Genomic DNA, 18,911 nt, shown 5'->3' on the forward strand with positions numbered 1-18,911 from the left:
TTGAAAATAAAAGAGCAAGAGAGGCTGTCCCTTTCTCTTTTATTGGTAGTTTAGTCAGTAATGGTATCTGCCCCTTCTTCCTTTGCTTCTTTTCTACGACGCAAGATCAAGTAGAGGATGATGAGCAAGAAGATCAATAGCAAGAGCAAGATAAACAAGATGATGTACCATATCCACAAAGGAATCGATGAGAGAAATCGTCCGAGCGACGAATCATCAAAGACACTATAAGGGAATGGTTTTGATTTTTTCGTATGGAAGGTGTCCTTTGGAACCGTATCCGTAATCTTGGCAACTACGATATGTCTCCCATTTGTTACGTCTAGGAAACAGGTACTGAGAAGGATGATATGGTCATTTGGCCCCAGTGTAATGTCTCGTTTGTGGATGGCAACCGAGAGTAAGTGATCGATATATTCTTGGCGCCGATTATCCCCATTAATACCTGGATCGTAGATGTTAAAGTCATAGGCGTCCACCTCGAGCATCTCAAAGATCTCAAGACCTTTTTCAACACCATTATAGTAAATACTACCGTAGCGATGCTGGTCAAAAAATTCCTTATCAGAAAACTTCGCTACATCTCCAAACATAACCCCATTTTCTACATGGTGTCCGTAGATGATGGTATTAAAGTCTTCGAATTTGGATTCATTTCGAGCCTCAAGGAAAATAGCTCCTGTAGCTGCAAATTCTCCCTTGGAATCCTTGTTCAGGTATTTTTCATTGTCTTTGGCTTGGACTAAGGGATAGTCGATATTGGTGCCATAGACATTGATCCAACCGAGAACCTCTGGATTGACTTGCTGTAGCTTGTGAAAGCCAGAAAAACTATCAAGCTCATCCTTCTCACTGGTACTAACAGGTCTATAAGCCTCATACTCACTTGATGAAGCCTGAGAATAAACCTGATTGGCATCCCAAAGGGCGTAGAAACCAAAGAGAAAGACTAAGGCTGCCAAGAGGAGCAAGATATGATTCATCAATGCATCTACAGCAAGGACCAGCCGCCTAGACAAACTCTTTTTTGGTTTCTCACGCTTGATTTTCATCGGTCAAACCACTTGCTTAAGCTTGTCTGCGTTTTTTAGACAAAGCAACAAATCCAGCCAAACCAAGACCAATCATCAAGATGAAGGGAAGATTGTCAATCAAGAGACCAGTAGGGGTAACGTCTTGGAATTTATTGGTAAAAGTGTTGTCGTTCAATTTTTCACCGACAAGAACATTTTCAACTGTATAATCTTGGGCTTGAGTACCATCTGATTTGGTTTTACTTTCACCATTCTCAGTATATTTAGAAGTAGCGGTATATCCTTTGCTTCCGGTTTCTTTTACAGTATAACGAGAACCTGCTGGAAGATTAGCAATGGCAAACTCTTGACCATGCTTCAAAGTAAAAGTTTTAGTAAATGTGACTTTATCGGTAGCAACATCAACATTTTCAGTTTTATCACCATAATGAACTGTAATTTGTGTTACAGGAGATACTGCTGTTTCATTTGTTTTGGGTAATTTTACAGTTATCTCAAATTGGAAATCTTTTGTACGATCCGCAGTCCCTCCGTCAACTTTTTTTAGAATAGTTAAGGATTTTTTTGCATTGTCTGTTATATCTTTTGTTGGTTCATTTGGGTGTTTAGGATCTGTTGGATCAATTTTCCCTCCGTTTTTAGTATATGTGTTCTCAAATAAATCATATTTGAAAATATTTGAATTTGAAGATGGAGCAACTTTAGCAGCGCCAGGTTTATTCTCTTCTCTAAAGTAAACAGAAGAAATAAAGGTACCTGAATTTTCTTTATTTTTGACAATTACATGCATTTTATAAGTGCGAGTATCATATTTCACAGCATCTATATCTTGATCATTTTTATCTTTAATAGGTGTATAAGTTTTATCTGTTTCCTTTACGAGGTAAACATACTCGCCTGCATGATCATAAGAAACTCCAGCAAAAATGTCACCTGTATCTTTTTTAATGCTTGATTGACCACTGGCTAAGCGATCAGCTTCCGAATAAGTCACCGTACGATCAGGAATGAATCCCTTATTACTTTCCGAATTTGAAGCCATTTGATAAGGAGCATCATTTGAAGAAGTTCCAGGTTGTGGAGTAAAAGTAAACCTAAAAGTCGCTTTCGGTGTTGTAATTCCTTCAGCAATATTCAGTGTTTTATTAATAGCTACTTTTGCACTTGTTTCACCAGTTGCTTTAGCAGTTGCCACATCATTATCATCCGCAAATGTTGGAACTCCTCTAAAGACCGACAAGGCGGTTACAGCTGCAATGCTTGCAGTAACTAATTTTTTCAAAAATCTTTTTTTCATGATTATTCCTTTTGTTTTTAAATTTCTTTTTTCATAAATTATCATCAAAAGCCCCGTCGCCTTAGGACTGTTACCACCTTGCCATGGGTATCCTGTATAGGAATGGTTCCAAAAGCACGACTATCTACAGCCGTTGTTCGATTGTCTCCGAGGACAAAGAGTTGTCCTGCTGGGACTTTCATTGGGAAGGTAGCCCCTTCCTTATAGAGCAGCGTTTCTTTGTAGATATCCTGCTCTTGTTGAGGAGAACCGTTGATGATGAGACCATTTTCGTTTATATCGATTGTACTTCCTTCGGTTGCTATGACACGCGCCACTCTTTCCTTGCCTTTATAACTATAGACTAGCAAATCACCAATCGAATAGCGTTTATCCAACCTATAATAGACGACCAGGTCGCCATCTTTTAAGGCTGGCTTCATGCCATCGTCATTGTATCTTAATAGTCCAAAGACGAAAAAGTAAAGGGTGGCTAGTACAAATCCAACCATCAGAAGTTTACTGACTAAGTATAGGATATCTCCCCAGACACTCGGCGGAGACTTATCCCGATTGACTTGTGTTACTGGTTTCTTATGTTTCTTTTTAAGCAGCATCACTTCCTCCTATTCACCACAAGGTGACCAAGTAAGATGATAAAGAAGATTCCTCCTAGAGGAAGAACGACTCCAAGCATGAGAGTGCTACTCAAGAAGTCAATTCCCGTTTCAGGTACGCTGTTTTTATTATTCGTGACCGTCGCGGACTTATCCCCATCAAGCTTGCCTTCTTTATTTTCATAAGAAACCCGATATCCACGAGACGAACTTGCTTCTTCTTCGATACTGTAACGAGCATTTAGAGGAAGGTCGAGAATCTTAACAGTTTTATCTTTCTTTAGATCGACTGTCGCCTTACCATTTGTAAATTTCAGGGTTGTTTTTTGATTATTTACTATTGCACTATACGATCCATTCAATGGTTTATTTTGCGCATCCTTTACGTTAATGGTAATCTTAAAGGATTGCAAAAGATTAGCAAAGGCACCTGTAATTTTTTTTGTAACTGAAAGTGTCGGAAGTCTGTGGTTGGTGACGATTGTTTGAACATCCTCTGACAAGGTTCCCTCTTGTTTTTCATAGGTAACATGATATCCCGCTCTAGATGTCTCTACTTCTTCTACCTTATAGTGGGTATCACGAGGCAGGTATTTGAGGACAGTTTCCTGACCATTTTTGAGAGAAATCTGTACTTTCCCGTTAGTCACTGTTGTATTCCCAAACTTGCCGTTAATCGGTTTGCCATCCTTATCTGAAAGGGTAACATTAATTGTGAAAGACTTATTAGGTGATTGCTCACCTTCTAGGATTTTCTTTATGGTGAGGCTTGGAAGCTGTCGGTAAATAACTTTGAAGGATGGTTTCTCTTTCGTACCTGTCTTTTGAACTTCGACTGTGTAGCCCGGAGCGTCTGGTGCTTTCAGTTCGTAGTCATATCCCTTGGCTACCTTTGCAAAACTAGCATTTTCAGTAAAACTATTCGTTTGAACTGAACTAGTGACCTTTCGATAGGAATCCTTTGTACTTCCATCTTTCTTTTGGTTTAATTTTAATTCGACACTAGGTGGACGATTTGCTGATGGATTTGATTTCCCATCCACACCTTTCCATTCAATCTCTACAGGAACCGCCAATGGATCTGACGGCTTGAAAGTGGGCTTCTCAGAATAGTCTTTTGTTTTGGTATGTGAAGTCCCAATACCATAGGAGTAAGCAACACTTGCCCCCTTGTTGGAATAGAGTTTAGTAGCATCGGCACCTTCGGCATCATCACTAGTAAGTGTCTTATCACCTGCAATCGCATCAAAGGCTTCTTGGGTAGAGGTGACAGTAAACTTGAGAACGTACTTGGCGTCATCCTCCAAAGTGTAACTCGGATCAAACTTGGCTGTTACTTCCACTAATCCCTGTTCGCTCTTCTTACTTTCAATCGTCACTTGATTAGTTGTCAGTTCTTCCTCATTACCATCCTTTATTTTGACGACACGAAAACCTGAAGAACTATTAGGTAATAATTGAACATATTTGGATAGTACATCCTTAATAGTCACATGGTGTACGCCTAAAGGTAGAATTTTATCAGTGATGTCTTTAAATTTTTGTTGCAAGTCATTTTCATTATTTGCAGAAAATATTTCGTTAGGAATATTGGGATTATATTGCCCTATGTATGATTTAATATTGGAAATACTGTCTCTATTATTAGTATACCTAAACTTAATCGAGTAAAATCCATCAATTCTAGGTGCTAAGCTTGATGAAAGCCCTAATACGAATTGCTTGAGATAGTCATTAAACCAGTCGGGAGCTGTTTCTGTTTTAGCATCGATATTATTCCAGTTATATATTGTATATCCTTGATTATCGTAATACATATTAGCGAAACCATCTGATAGTAAAATAACAACCTTTTTCGCATTGCTTCTCGCATTATTAAGGAGTGTATCTGCCTCCCACAAACCAGCTCCAATGTTTGTTCCAGTACCAATTCCTTGAGAAGCATTTTGAGGTATTGACATGTCATTTACTGAAGATATTGCCGCATTTCTATCACTACTCCATCCTAAAATTTGTTTAGAATCATCATATTTAGCAGCCCAACTATAATATCCAGCAAAGTCATCTGGCCACCTATAATATCGGCGCAAATTATAATTGTAACTTTCATATTGATTATCTATCTTTCCAGCAAAACCAACTATAGATAGACGGTTTTGAGAATTAGAAAGAATTGTATCAATTAAACCTTTTTGATTATTTGTGCCACGAAGTGTGTTTTTTAACGCTTCAATCCTACTGATGTATCTTCCACTAGAGTAAGACCACACATCTTGATTTTCCATACTTCCTGAAAGATCGGCGACTAGGACAACATCCAAGGGTTCTGACTGGGTCTCCGTCCCCAGTTTAGATGTGATATCCAGTGACAATTCATACTGGTCTTCCTGCCCTGATATCGGAGTAATCGTTTTGCGAAGGGTTGTCTGAGGTTCGGTTGTTGAATCTGCATGTAAAGAATTAATCGGTGCACACAAAAAAAGAATAGCTAGAAAGATAACTAAACGACTAGTGAAACATTGAATTTTCTTAAAATCATATTGAATGTTCATGCTATCTCCCTTACTAGAATATGTTTAAATCTGTTACTATATAAATCTGAAACATCCATAGGTTAATTATATAATAATGTTGAACTCATGTCAATCAATGTGTTTGAAAACATGTTATTATAAATCGCAAAAAAGTATGATTCTTCTTTGTTTTTCAATGTTTTCTGTGGTAAAATGGAAAAAATAGTAAAAAATTTCATAAAATAAAGATGCATATATTTTATTCTAATTGTTCGAAAATTTCTTTTGAAAGTCTTCTGAATTTGAATTATTATATTTTTTCAAAATTCATGAAATTTCTCAAATCATATTTTTCCGAAGTTTTGCATTCTATTTTATGATAAAAAAAGGAGTTTTTATGTCTTATCCGAACCTTTTGGAACGCTTTTTAACCTACGTTAAGGTCAACACGCGTTCTGATGAACACTCTACTACTACTCCAAGTACGCAGAGCCAGGTAGATTTTGCGACCAATGTTCTTCTTCCTGAAATGAAACGTGTCGGCCTGCAAAATGTTTACTACCTACCAAATGGTTTTGCTATTGGGACCTTGCCAGCTAATGATCCGAGCTTGACACGTAAGATTGGATTTATCTCCCACATGGATACAGCTGACTTTAATGCTGAGGGTGTTAATCCGCAAGTCATCGAAAATTACGATGGTGAAGCTATCAACTTAGGTGATTCTGGATTTAAACTAGATCCGGCTGACTTTAAGAGTCTTGAGAAATATACAGGCCAAACGCTTATCACAACTGATGGCACGACCTTGCTGGGGGCTGATGACAAGTCAGGGATTGCTGAAATTATGACTGCTATCGAATATCTGACTGCTCACCCTGAAATCAAACACTGTGAAATCCGTGTCGGTTTTGGACCAGATGAAGAAATTGGTGTCGGTGCTAATCAATTTGATGCAGAAGACTTTGATGTTGACTTTGCCTATACTGTTGATGGCGGTCCGCTAGGTGAGCTTCAATACGAAACTTTCTCAGCAGCTGCTGCTGAACTCCATTTCCAAGGGCGCAATGTTCACCCTGGTACTGCTAAAGGACAGATGGTCAACGCTTTACAGTTAGCGATTGATTTTCATAATCAACTTCCAGAGAATGACCGACCTGAACTGACAGATGGTTACCAAGGTTTCTATCATCTTATGGATGTGTCAGGTAGTGTCGAGGAGGCGCGTGCAAGCTACATCATTCGTGACTTTGAAAAGGATTCCTTTGAAGCACGTAAAGCAGCTATGCAGTCTATTGCTGACAAGATGAATCAAGAACTTGGGAATGATCGCGTGACCTTAACTCTGACCGACCAGTACTACAATATGAAGGAAGTCATTGAGAAAGACATGACGCCTGTTACCATTGCTAAAGCTGTTATGGAAGATTTAGGGATCACGCCTATTATCGAACCAATCCGTGGCGGAACAGATGGCTCTAAGATTTCCTTTATGGGTATCCCAACTCCAAATATCTTTGCAGGTGGTGAAAACATGCACGGACGTTTTGAATACGTCAGCCTTCAAACTATGGAGCGTGCGGTGGATACCATCATTGGCATTGTATCTTATAAAGACTAAAAAAGACGAGGTAGCTCAGCTACTTCGCCTTTCTTTTTATTCGTTTGGTTGAGCATTTGGCTCAGACTCACTTTGTGCTTGCTTTTCTGTTGGTTGAGAAGCAGCTGTTTCACTGTCTTTCTCGGACTTAGATTGGCTATCAGTTTCACTTGCTTTTGAACGGAGTTCCTGGTTCAAGCTAATGATTTCTTTAGCTAGAGTGAGGAGACCTTCTTTATCACTGCTTTTGGCTGCAAGTTGATCAAATAGGGCATCAACACGTTCAAAGTCAGCATCTGTTCCTTTGTTATCCTCTAAGTACTTGTGAAGAGAGAGCAAGACATTATAGAGTTTTTGGTAGATGATCACCGTTTGTGGATCTTGTTCCGCTTCTTTTTTCTCTCGTTGGATAGTCGCTGCAATACGATTCAAGAGATCCTCAAGTTGTGTTTTAGCTTCGTCAAGGTCTGCATTTTCCTTTTCAGTAGCCGCTTTGATATTAGCTGCTTCTTCAGCTAGGGATTGTTTGACACCATCTTCTTTGACACGTGCTAGGAGTTGGGCAGCTTTAGTTAGGAGAGCATCCACTTCTTCCTTCTTAACATGGCTAACCCGCTCTTCTGGCATAAAATCACCGTAGAGTTCTTTTAGGAATTCATAGATGGCTGTCTTAGCAGTTTGACTATCTACTTTTTCCGTATCTAGAATAGTCTTACCAGCTTTTGTAGATACGGGTTCTTCTTTGAGAGCTTCTTCTACTTCTAGCTTAGTTTGGTAAATAGTTGGGAATAGCTTGTTCAAGTCGGTTGCTTTGAGGAAAGATTGTGACTGGTAAAGTTCCCATGTCAACTTGGCAACACGGTTCCGAAGTTCTTCTCTCAAACGACCATCAGACACATGTTCATAGAAATACTTGATGTACTCTACTGTTGTAACCCCGGTCCGATCTCGGAAATCTTGCAAGGCCTGCAGTTTCGCTTCAATGGCAGCCAACTCTGTCTCATCCTGTGCTAGTTTTGCTTCCTGCAAATGTACCAAAAGATCTTTCTTAGGCAAGCCATAAGTATCTGTATCCAATGTATTGATCTTATCTACTAGAGCTTGGTACTTCTTATCTAAAGGTGAAGTTTCAACCGGTGCCACACTTTGATCCACATGGATATACTGTTTATCAAAGAGATCCAAGGCTGCTAGGTATCCAGCAGTTGAGTTTGTTGCCAGTTTTTTCATATTTTCGGTGAACTGCCCCAAAGCAAGTTCAACACGTCTCTGCATGATTGGCTGGTCTTTGTAGAGACTTCTGCTATCTGCTAACAGTTGATCCACTTTAGATAGAACAGTTTGTTCATCAAATGCTCCAGGTTGATAGGTCGATTGTAGGGCCGGAATCTTATTTTTCAAAGCTACTTCATAGCCCTTAGTTTGAACCTTGATGTAGTGATTGTGGTCTCCGTGAGGAATCACAAAACTACCATTTTCTACTTGCAAACTATAAGGAGACACCCCATCACGTAGGGCAGTCGTATAAAGTTCATTTAGGAAATCCAGTTCTGGATTTCCAGTTTGGAGAGGAATACGAACATGTTCTTTTCGAACGGCATAGGGATGGATATGGGTTGGATCATAGGCTTGATCCGGATTTCCAAAGACAAAGAATCCATTTGAAATACGAATCGCTTCGAGCGGAACCCCGTAGGTCTGTGAGATATACTTGATTTTTTCTTCATCGCTAGCATCTCTTGAGAAACTTTCCACAGTCTTTGCAAGTGGTTGAACGTGCTGCGGCTGATGATTTTCTTTCAAGTGATCTTGGGCAGCTTTGATTTGGGCTGCAGTCAAGTCCTTCTTAAAGAAATAATGAGCGTGATCTCCATGAGAAACTACAAAACCTTGCTCATCTTCACTAATAACACGGTCAGCTGCAAAACCATGATCATGTTCTTCACCGTGATGATGGTCATGCTCCTCTCCATCATGTTCATGATCTTCATGGTTGGTATCCTGACTTCCATGGTCACCGTCTTGGTCATGAGGATGTTCTGGTTGAGCTGGATGTTCTGCTGGTTTGCTTGGATTTTCCAAAGGTGTTGGCTTCCCACTGTCGCTATTTAAAGGAATCATACGAGCAATCTTTTCTTCCAAAGCAGAAAGCTTTGTATATGGAATAAAATGATAGTGATTTCCATGAGGAATCGCTACGCCACTCGGTGTTCTACTTGAAATCTTAGCAGGATCAAAAATCAAGCCATCTGATTCAGCATAACGTTGAGTGCTTGGAAGAGCATAGAGCTGTTGCAATAGACTCTGAAGACTCTCAACTTGATTACTTGGTGCTTCAGCCTGTTGACTTGGGTTGGTAGTTTGACCAGTTTCGTTTGGACTAGGACGATAGTTAGTCACACTTGCTTGTTTTCTAGTTCCAGAGAGGTAGGCTTGGGCAGCAGCCAATTCGCTAGCAGACAAGGAACTCTTTGGAATGTAGTGGTAATGTCCACCATGAGGAACGATATAAGCATCACCAGTATCTTCTATAATATCAGATGGATTAAAGATGTAGCCATCATCTGTAGTATAACGACCTTGAGATTGAGCAAGCGCCACTGCACTGTTAGAAGTTGGTGCATCATGAGTATGATCTTGTTTTTGGCGCTCAATTTCGTCCTTCGTACGAATATTATCAGCATGAGCCGCATCTTTAAGGTAGACATAATACTTGCCATCCACCTTGATAATATAACCACCTTTGATTTCGTTGACAATGTCAGCGTCTTTCAGTTGATAATTGGCATCTTTCATCAAAAGCTCTTCGCTGAAAATCGCGTCAAAAGGAACTTTCCCATTGTAATAATGGAAATGATCACCGTGTGAAGTCACATAACCTTGATCGGTGATTTTCACGACAATTTGCTCAGCCTGAATATCTTCTTTTTTGCTAACTTGATCTGGTGTCTGGGTCTCTGTTTTTTGAGAGTCTTGCTTCCCATCAACATAAGACACACGATTATTATCTTTGTTTCCTTCTACCTGGTGTTGATTTAATGCATAGATACAAAGACTTAAGGAAAGGACTAGAGCCGATCCTGCTGCAAGATATTTTTTCTTAATTTTCATAATCTCCTCATTTTAATTCTTCTGCAAGAACATTCATATTTTCTTCTAGATTTTCTAAGTAAGTTTTGTCATTTTCAGGGTCTGCTTCCAAAGGATTGAGAGTTTTCAGACTAACTCCTGTTGATTTGACTAAGGTTTCAGCAACTTTAGAGGACGCATTGCTCTCAGTAAAGATGGTTTTGACATTATAAGTTTTGACAAATTCTTGGATTTCTGTCAACTGTCTCGGACTTGGCTCTTGTTCAGGGGAAATCCCTGCTATACCAAGTTGTTTCAATCCAAACCGTTTAGCGAGATAAGAAAAGGCTGTGTGTTGCGTAACAAAGGTCTTTTGACTCGCTTTTTCAAAAATAGGCTGGTACTTCTTAGTCAATTCTTGGGATTTAGTAATAAAGTTTTTAGCATTCTTTTGATACGTTTCCTTATTGGCACTATCAAGTTCCGAAAGTTTGTCTGCAATAATCTGTGCCTCTTCACCTGCTTTTTCTGGATCTAACCAAGTGTGAGGGTCGTAGAGTGTTTTTTCATCGATGCCGTCACCAGCTTCAACATCTTCCAAACCTGGTACACGCTCCAACGTCATTCCTTCAGAAGCTTCTAAAACCTTAACTTTTGAGTTTTTTAAGTTTGGATCTAGACTTCCCGCCCAAGATTCGAGCGTATGAGAATGGTAGACAAAGACATCCGCGTCATAGATAGCAGCAATGTCATTTGCTGACGGTTCAAAGGAGTGAATCCCACTACTTGACTGAATCATCCGTACGTCATTCAAGTCACCTGATACCTCTTTGACCATGGCATAGATTGGGTAAAAACTTGTTACAATCTTCATTCCTTTTGCTTCTTGTTTTTCTTTTTGACTACATGCTCCTAAGACAAGAACCAAGAGACCTACCACTAATAATAGAAATGTTCTTTTTTTCATTGTTACTCCTTAACTAGTATTTAACCATTCAATTAACTAGTAAATAGTTTATCTTTATTTACACTATATGTCAAGATATTTTACATATTTTCATGAAAAAAATGAGAACTAGAACTTACATTCTGTTCTCATTTTCGATTTTAACTTTTCTAGTTCTCCTATCCTGTTTTTAGGATCTAGAAAATGCTACTACCTTTACTTGCTCTCCTTTAATAAAGCCAACAACTTTTCAGCTTCAGCCATAATGGTATTGTTATCCTGAGCACCAAATAGCAGGTTATTTTTTAAGCCAGTGAGAGTTTCTTTGGCATTGGACTTGATAATGGGGTCTTGGATCTTTGCAAGTAGCTCTTCAGCCTCTCTCAACTTCGCTTCAACCTTTTCAGTCTCGACCTGAGGTTCTTCTGGTTCCTCTGGTGATTCTTCCTCCGGCTTCTCAGTTGGTTTTGGAGATTCTGGTTTCTCACTTTGAGGCTTCTCTTCGCGAGGTTTTTCTTCCTCAGGTTTGTCTGTCCGAGGTTTCTCCTCTGATGGTTTTTCCGTTTGATTGGTATCAGCTTGACCGTTTTGGTTTCTTTGAACATGGTCACTTGCATTTCCCCAACCACTATCTGAATGCGGACGTTCGTTTGGATGTTCGACATAGTACTTGACAGTCGCAAAGAGATCCTCTAGACTATAACCCTTAGGTGCCTCATAAAGTCCTTCGTCAAACCACTCAAATTTGATGTTATGGTAATGATCATAATGAGGAATGATTAAACTACCGTTTTTAACTTCCACGGTATGTTGGAGATTGTAAGGCATACGATCAAGCGGCACCTTCTTAGCTGCTTTCACGCGGTTGTAGATAGCTTCTGCTCCTTTAGCTTCAGTATTTCCTGGATTCTGATGGTCTGTTGAAGGAGGAGTCAAACCTTTCTCTTTAGCATAAGCCTGGGCTGCCGCTCTTTCGGCTTCAGACAAACTATCTTTCTTAATCCAATGACTATGGGTCATATGCGGAGTTACATATGCATCCCCCTCATCACTGGTGATATCATGAGGATCAAAGATATAGCCATCTTCTGTTGTATACTTGCCTGCCAACTTGGCTACCTGAATCTCATCATCAGTGTAGGTAATTTGCGCATTTGGTTTTCCTAGACGTTCTGGATGACGAATCGGTGCTAGGAAGGCCAGGATATCATCCACCAACTTGATTTTATCACTTGAGGTATCATTGAGACGTTCCAACAGTTTATCCAAAGTGTCAAAATCAGCTTGGCGCCCTTTATTATCAAGTAAGTCTTGATGAACTCTTGCTAGTAAATCATAAGCCTTATTATAAAATCCTTGATCACCAGATGGGAGGTTGGTTTTCTTAGCTCCGAGCTTATGAGCTAAACTTTCTTGCTTGGCTAGCTTACTATCAATGGCTGCAGTAGTTTCAGCTGATAATTCCTTGGCAGGAATATAACGAGATGTTCCATTCTCCTCAAATACATAACCATCATCTACTTTTCGAATTGCCTGTTTGACCAATTTTTCGTCAATTGGATTGCTTGGAGATGGTTGAGGATTTGGTGCAGGTTGCGGGCTTGGACTAGGTTCCGGAGTCGGTTGTGGACTTGGTTGTTCTGGTCTTGAATCTGGCACCCTATGGTTCGAACTGTACTGCAGAGGAATAATACGAGCGATTCGTTCTTCCAATTCAGACATCTGTGAATAAGGGATGAAATGGTAATGGTTCCCATGAGGTACAGCAACTCCTCTAGCTGTTCGACTTGTAATCTGTGCTGGGTCGAAGACAAGGCCATCAGATTCTACGTGTCGTTGGCTGAGTGGCAAGGCGTAAAGTTGTTTCAGAAGGCTATCAATATCCTCATCACTCTGACTTGCTTGGTTATCGTCGCTACTGTTGTTAGCTGTGTTCGTGTTCGTATAGCTGTTGCTTTGATTGTTATAGCTGTTGCCTTGATTATTATAGGATGGAGTCCATCTATCTACATCGCTGCTAGCACTGTTGTTATTGCTACGGCGATAAGTAGGCGTATTCGATTGACCACTTCTACCAGATAGAAAGGCTTCTGCTGCAGCCAATTCGCTGGCTGATAACTCACTTTTAGGAATGTAATGATAATGGTCGCCATGAGGAACGATGTAAGCATCACCAGTATCTTCAATGATATCAGAGGCATTAAAGATGTAGCCATCATCCGTGGTGTAGCGTCCTTGTGAACGTGCCAAGGCTACCGCACCATCATTTGCTGAAGTTCCTCCTTCACGATGCTGACTATGCTCTTGTTTTTGTCGATTGATTTCTTCTTTCGTACGGACATTATCCGCATGGGCCGCATCCTTAAGGTAGACATAGTATTTCCCATCTACCTTGATGACATAACCACCCTTGATTTCACTGACAATATCCTCATCTTTTAGTGTATAGTTTGGATCCTTCATCAGCAACTCTTCACTGATGATAGCGTCGTAAGGAACCTTACCATTGTAATAATGATAGTGGTCACCGTGTGAAGTGACATATCCCTGGTCTGTAATCTTGATGACGATTTGTTCGGCATTGATGCCTTCTTTTTTGCTGACCTCATCAGGAGTCAGATTCTCTGTTTTTTGCACAGCCTGTTTTCCATCAACGTAAGACACACGGTTATTTTCTTTGACCGTTCTGGCTTGATACAGTCCCAACTCGTAAGAGCAAACACTTAAAATTAAAGCTGCCGCAGAACCAGCAAGGTATTTTTTATTAATTTTCATCGAAACTCTCTTTCTTTTTGATATTTCTAGTTGCAATTCATTTCTAAATTGCAGAAACTCCTCTCTAAAAGTTAACTGGTTAATAGTTTACTCCTAAATTTTCAACTTGTCAAGAATTTTATGAACCAGTTAACGATTTTTTTGTTTTCTACACTATCTTCTATCTGAACAGTCTGATTTGAGAATCCTATATTGAAAATCAATCACCAAATTTTTAAAACAAAAAATCCCTGCAACTGAGTTGCAAGGACCTTTCAATTAATCAAAGTCAACGTATTCTTTTTGAAGTTCAAGAACTTCTTCCATTGTTGAGCATTCTGTAAGGGCACGGTTTGCGTACTCTTCCATATTAGCTGTGTCGAGTTTCTTCATCAAGCTACGTGTACGAAGGACAGATGTTGCTGACATAGAGAACTCATCCAAGCCCATTCCGACAAGAAGTGGAACAGCTTTTTGGTCACCAGCCATCTCACCACACATACCTGCCCATTTACCTTCAGCGTGAGCTGCTTTGATAACGTTGTTAATCAAACGTAGGATTGATGGGTTATATGGTTGGTAAAGGTATGAAACTTGCTCATTCATACGGTCTGCTGCCATTGTGTATTGGATCAAGTCGTTTGTACCAATTGAGAAGAAGTCAACTTCTTTTGCAAATTGGTCTGCAAGCATTGCTGCTGCTGGGATTTCGATCATGATACCAACTTGGATATTATCCGCAACTGCAACACCTTCAGCAAGAAGGTTTGCTTTTTCTTCGTCAAAGACTGCCTTCGCTGCACGGAATTCTTTCAAGAGCGCAACCATCGGGAACATGATACGCAATTGACCGTGTACAGACGCACGAAGAAGAGCACGGATTTGTGTGCGGAACATAGCATCTCCAGTTTCAGAAATAGAGATACGAAGGGCACGGAATCCAAGGAATGGGTTCATTTCATGAGGCATATCGAAGTAAGGAAGTTCCTTATCTCCACCGATATCCATTGTACGAACAACAACAGGCTTACCGTTCATTCCTTCAAGTACAGCTTTGTATGCTTCGTACTGCTCGTCTTCTGTTGGGAAGTCTTGAGAATCCATGTACAAGAACTCTGTACGGTAAAGACCAACAGCTTCGGCACCGTTGGCATTGACACCTTCAACGTCTTTTGGAGTACCGATATTAGCAGCCAATTCAAAGTGTTTACCATCAGCAGTTACTGTTTTAGCATCTTTCAAGAGAGCCCATTCAGCTTTTTGTTTCGCATAAGCTTCACCAGCAGCCTTGAATTCTGCCGCTTGCTCATCAGTTGGGTTGATAATCACTTCACCAGTGATACCGTTAACAGCAAGGATATCACCATCTTTAACAATTTCAGTGATGTTGTTTGTACCCAATACTGCCGCGATTTCAAGTGTACGCGCCATGATAGCTGAGTGGCTTGTACGTCCACCGATGTTGGTTACAAAAGCTTTTACAAAGTTTTTGTCCAATTGAGCTGTATCTGAAGGAGTCAAGTCATGCGCAATCACGATCACTTCTTCATTGATAGAAGCCGGGTTTGGCAATTTCTTACCAAGGAGATTTGCCAATACACGTTTTGTCACGTCGCGGATATCCGCTGCACGTTCTTGCATGTATGGGTTGTCTTCCATACCTTCAAAGATAGTGATAAACATGTCTGTCACTTCTTTCAGACCTGCTTCTGCATTCACTTTCTTCGCACGGATTGTTTCCTTGATTTGGCTGATCATTTCTGGGTCAGCAAGAACCATTAAGTGAGCATCAAAAACTTGAGCTGCTTCTTCACCGAGCGTACCTACTGCTTTCTCACGAATAACAGAAAGCTCGTCTTGTGATGCTTTTAGAGCGGCATCAAGGCGAGCTTCTTCTGCGTTTGTATCTTCGACTGTAATAGTCTCAAATGACAAATCCGGTTGAACGAGTAGATATGCTTTTGCAACTGCAACACCGTCTGATGCTGCGATTCCTTTAAGCATTTCTGTCATTTTCCTTATGCCAATCCTTCTTTTTCCATAGTTTCAGTGATAGCAGCGATTGCGTCGTCAGCATCTGCACCTTCAGCTGAAATTGTAACATCAGCACCTTGGCCAACACCAAGACTCATAACACCCATGATAGATTTAAGGTTTACTGATTTACCTTTGTACTCAAGAGTGATATCTGAAGCAAATTTGCTAGCTGTTTGAACCAACAATGTTGCTGGACGTGCGTGGATACCTGTTTCTGCCACTACGTGGAAATCTTTAGAAGCCATAGTTTGACTCTCCTTTAATTATTTCTTTTTTGGATTATATGTGATAACCCTTACAAGACTGTATTATATCACCTTCTAGATAATTTTTCAAGCATTTTATGGATTTTCTTCGTTTTCCTTTCTGATAACTTGCTGAAAATCTTCTATTTATATTGCCAATATACAGTATGTAGTTTTTTTATTTTGAGAAAGTTTGACAGTTCAACGGAAGTCAAAATTTATGTTTTCAAAAACACTATATCTTGTGTTTTGATTTTAAAACCGTAACTTTTTAGCACAAGATTTAGTTTAAAATGATTGACAAAGTTTTTTTTTCTGATATACTAAGATAGTATTAAATTTTGAAAGAGGAGTTACGAAAATGGTAACCGTTTATTCTAAAAACAACTGTGTCCAATGTAAGATGACCAAGCGTTTCTTGGACAGCAACAATGTCGCTTATCGTGAGATCAATCTCGACGAGCAACCAGAGTACATCGATCAAGTTAAAGAGCTCGGTTTCAGCGCTGCTCCTGTTATCCAAACACCAACTGAAGTCTTTTCAGGCTTCCAACCAGGAAAACTGAAACAATTAGCATAATCTTAGTACATCATCCAGAAGAGATTGCTTCTAGGGCTAACTTAGAGGCCTTTCTTTTGTAATTAGATAAAGGAAATTTTATGGGATTAAAACATCTTGAGGACGTAACTTACTTCCGTCTCAATAACGAAATCAACCGTCCTGTCAATGGACAAATCATGCTTCATAAAGATAAGGAAGCCTTGGATGCCTTCTTTAAAGAAAATGTGGTTCCAAATACCATGGTTTTTGATTCAATTACTGATAAAATCAACTACCTCATTGAACACAACTACATAGAAACTGCATTTCTCAAGAAATACCGTCCAGAGTTTTTGGAAGAATTGCATCAATTTATCAAAGACCAAAACTTCCAATTCAAATCATTCATGGCTGCCTATAAGTTTTACAACCAGTATGCCTTGAAGACTAATGACGGTGAATATTACCTTGAAAGTATGGAAGACCGTGTCTTCTTTAATGCACTTTATTTTGCTGACGGGGATGAAGCGATTGCGACTGATATTGCCAATGAAATCATCCACCAACGCTACCAACCTGCTACTCCTTCCTTCTTGAATGCTGGTCGTGCTCGTCGTGGGGAGTTGGTATCTTGCTTCTTAATCCAAGTAACTGATGATATGAACTCTATCGGCCGTTCTATCAACTCAGCTCTCCAACTTTCACGTATCGGTGGTGGTGTGGGAATTTCCCTCAGCAACCTTCGTGAAGCTGGCGCACCTATCAAAGGTTATGAAGGTGCTGCTTCTGGTGTCGTACCAGTTATGAAACTCTTCGAAGACAGTTTCTCCTACTCTAACCAATTGGGTCAGCGTCAAGGTGCTGGGGTTGTCTACCTCAATGTCTTTCACCCAGATATCATCGCTTTCCTTTCAACTAAGAAAGAAAATGCCGATGAAAAAGTTCGTGTTAAGACCCTCTCACTTGGAGTTGTGGTGCCCGATAAATTCTACGAATTAGCTCGTAAAAATGAAGAAATGTATCTCTTTAGCCCTTACTCTGTAGAGCTTGAGTATGGTGTACCGTTCAACTACATCGACATCACTGAGAAATATGATGAATTGGTTGCAAATCCAAATATCCGCAAGACAAAAATCAAGGCGCGTGATTTGGAAACTGAAATTTCTAAATTGCAACAAGAGTCTGGTTACCCTTATGTAGTCAACATTGATACAGCCAACCGTGCTAATCCCGTTGATGGTAAGATTATCATGAGTAACTTGTGCTCTGAGATTCTTCAAGTTCAAGAACCAAGCTTGATCAACGATGCTCAAGAATTCCTTCAAATGGGAACGGACGTTTCATGTAACCTTGGTTCAACCAACGTTGTCAACATGATGACTTCACCTGACTTTGGTCGTTCTATCCGTGCGATGGTTCGTGCTTTGACTTTCGTTACAGATAGTTCACACATCGTAGCTGTTCCTACTATCGACCACGGAAACAGTTTGGCTCACACCTTTGGTCTTGGTGCCATGGGACTTCATAGTTACCTTGCCCAACAACTGATTGAGTACGGATCACCTGAGTCAATTGAATTTACAAGCATCTACTTTATGCTTATGAACTACTGGACCTTGGTAGAATCTAATAACATCGCGCGCGAACGTGGTATCACCTTCCACAACTTTGAAAAATCAGATTATGCTAACGGAAGCTACTTCGACAAGTATGTAACTGGTGAATTTGTTCCAAAATCAGACCGTGTTAAAGAACTCTTCAAAGATGTCTTTATTCCAAATGCTGCTGATTGGGCTGAACTTCGCGAAAAGGTTCAAGCAGATGGTCTTTATCACCAAAACCGCCTTGCTGTAGCGCCAAATGGTTCTATCAGCTACATCAACGATGTTTCTGCTTCTATCCACCCGATTACGCAACGTATTGAAGAACGCCAAGAGAAGAAAATCGGTAAAATCTATTATCCTGCTGCAGGTTTGTCAACAGATACTATCCCTTACTACACTTCTGCTTACGATATGGATATGCGTAAGGTGATTGATGTTTACGCTGCTGCAACAGAGCACGTGGACCAAGGACTTTCACTCACCCTCTTCATGCGTAGTGATATTCCAAAAGGTCTTTACGAATGGAAGAAGGAAAACAAACAAACGACACGTGACCTATCTATCCTTCGTAACTATGCCTTTAACAAGGGTATCAAGTCTATCTACTACGTCCGTACCTTTACAGACGACGGTGGAGAAGTCGGTGCTAACCAATGTGAAAGCTGTGTGATTTAA

At 40.1% G+C, this 18,911-nt stretch carries 12 protein-coding genes; 3 read left to right on the plus strand and 9 right to left on the minus strand.

The features are described from left to right. Positions 1-50: 50 nt before the first annotated feature. From srtB to pitA, 4 genes are read right to left on the minus strand one after another with little or no spacing between them, the layout of a single operon-like run. On the minus strand, positions 51-1,052 hold the full coding sequence (srtB, locus tag EKB01_RS02910; protein ID WP_000695085.1) for a class B sortase: 1,002 nt from the start codon (positions 1,050-1,052) through the stop codon (positions 51-53). A 16-nt stretch (positions 1,053-1,068) separates the two neighbouring features. Then, positions 1,069-2,376, minus strand: coding sequence for a DUF5979 domain-containing protein (locus EKB01_RS02915; RefSeq protein ID WP_025171513.1), 1,308 nt, complete (start codon positions 2,374-2,376; stop codon positions 1,069-1,071). Next, complete coding sequence (gene sipA, locus EKB01_RS02920; protein WP_033605637.1) at positions 2,376-2,927, minus strand: PI-2 pilus system signal peptidase SipA; 552 nt, start codon at positions 2,925-2,927, stop codon at positions 2,376-2,378. The genes EKB01_RS02915 and sipA overlap by 1 nt, the downstream gene beginning before the upstream one ends. Continuing rightward, a complete protein-coding gene (pitA, locus tag EKB01_RS02925) occupies positions 2,927-5,479 on the minus strand; it encodes a PI-2 pilus tip adhesin PitA (RefSeq protein ID WP_109289991.1) in 2,553 nt (850 codons plus the stop codon). The genes sipA and pitA overlap by 1 nt, the downstream gene beginning before the upstream one ends. A 358-nt stretch (positions 5,480-5,837) precedes the next feature. Here pitA and pepT point away from each other — a divergent pair, with 358 nt between their 5' ends. After that, the gene (gene pepT, locus EKB01_RS02930; RefSeq protein WP_033584188.1) at positions 5,838-7,061 is read left to right on the plus strand and encodes a peptidase T; all 1,224 of its coding nucleotides are present in this window, start codon (positions 5,838-5,840) and stop codon (positions 7,059-7,061) included. Between the two features lie 36 nt (positions 7,062-7,097). Here pepT and EKB01_RS02935 read toward each other — a convergent pair whose 3' ends face one another. The 5 genes from EKB01_RS02935 to EKB01_RS02955 form a co-directional block, all read right to left on the minus strand. After that, the gene (locus EKB01_RS02935) at positions 7,098-10,151 is read right to left on the minus strand and encodes a pneumococcal-type histidine triad protein (RefSeq protein ID WP_167265627.1); all 3,054 of its coding nucleotides are present in this window, start codon (positions 10,149-10,151) and stop codon (positions 7,098-7,100) included. A 7-nt stretch (positions 10,152-10,158) separates the two neighbouring features. Next, positions 10,159-11,076, minus strand: a complete 918-nt coding sequence (locus EKB01_RS02940) for a metal ABC transporter substrate-binding protein (RefSeq protein ID WP_033584184.1) — start codon at positions 11,074-11,076, stop codon at positions 10,159-10,161. A 195-nt stretch (positions 11,077-11,271) separates the two neighbouring features. Continuing rightward, on the minus strand, positions 11,272-13,830 hold the full coding sequence (locus EKB01_RS02945) for a pneumococcal-type histidine triad protein (RefSeq protein ID WP_061588157.1): 2,559 nt from the start codon (positions 13,828-13,830) through the stop codon (positions 11,272-11,274). A gap of 258 nt (positions 13,831-14,088) precedes the next feature. Then, positions 14,089-15,822, minus strand: coding sequence for a phosphoenolpyruvate--protein phosphotransferase (gene ptsP, locus EKB01_RS02950; RefSeq protein ID WP_109289988.1), 1,734 nt, complete (start codon positions 15,820-15,822; stop codon positions 14,089-14,091). A gap of 5 nt (positions 15,823-15,827) precedes the next feature. Then, a complete protein-coding gene (locus tag EKB01_RS02955; protein ID WP_000146948.1) occupies positions 15,828-16,091 on the minus strand; it encodes a phosphocarrier protein HPr in 264 nt (87 codons plus the stop codon). A gap of 361 nt (positions 16,092-16,452) precedes the next feature. Here EKB01_RS02955 and nrdH point away from each other — a divergent pair, with 361 nt between their 5' ends. Together nrdH and nrdE are read left to right on the plus strand one after the other, a co-directional pair. Further along, complete coding sequence (gene nrdH / locus EKB01_RS02960; protein WP_000259240.1) at positions 16,453-16,671, plus strand: glutaredoxin-like protein NrdH; 219 nt, start codon at positions 16,453-16,455, stop codon at positions 16,669-16,671. Positions 16,672-16,751: 80 nt separating this feature from the next. Beyond that, entirely contained in the window at positions 16,752-18,911 is a 2,160-nt protein-coding gene (nrdE, locus tag EKB01_RS02965) for a class 1b ribonucleoside-diphosphate reductase subunit alpha (protein WP_167265629.1), read from the plus strand.

It is taken from the genome of Streptococcus sp. CCUG 71758 (genome assembly GCF_011714815.1).
Classification (GTDB): Bacteria; Bacillota; Bacilli; order Lactobacillales; family Streptococcaceae; genus Streptococcus; species Streptococcus halitosis.